We start from the raw sequence: 305 nt of genomic DNA on the forward strand, positions 1-305 counted from the left end.
GAATCTTGTATCCCTTCCGGACGATTGGCCGGGAGGGATATTTTATGTTACAGATGTTACAGATAAAACAACTGACGATGACACATAAAAAGGATTTGAGGGTAATTGTAAAGGATTTCAGCTTGGTCTTAAATCCCGGAGACAAAGCGGTTTTGATCGGGGAAGAGGGAAATGGAAAGGGTACGCTTCTAAAATGGATTTATAATCCTGAACTGATTGAGGGGTATACGGAGACGCAGGGCGAACGAATCTGTACAGGGGAACACCCGGGCTATCTGCCCCAGGAGCTGCCGGCAGAGGAAAAG

1 protein-coding gene is annotated in these 305 nt (G+C 46.6%); it reads left to right on the top strand.

Annotation, left to right across the window (positions count from 1 at the left end):
- Window positions 1-44 precede the first annotated feature (44 nt).
- Window positions 45-305: ATP-binding cassette domain-containing protein (locus NE473_RS31020; protein ID WP_502802867.1), on the top strand; the 261-nt coding region annotated here is incomplete at its 3' end.

The organism is Hungatella sp. SL.1.14 (genome assembly GCF_024460495.1).
In the GTDB taxonomy this organism is placed as follows: domain Bacteria; phylum Bacillota; class Clostridia; order Lachnospirales; family Lachnospiraceae; genus Hungatella; species Hungatella hathewayi.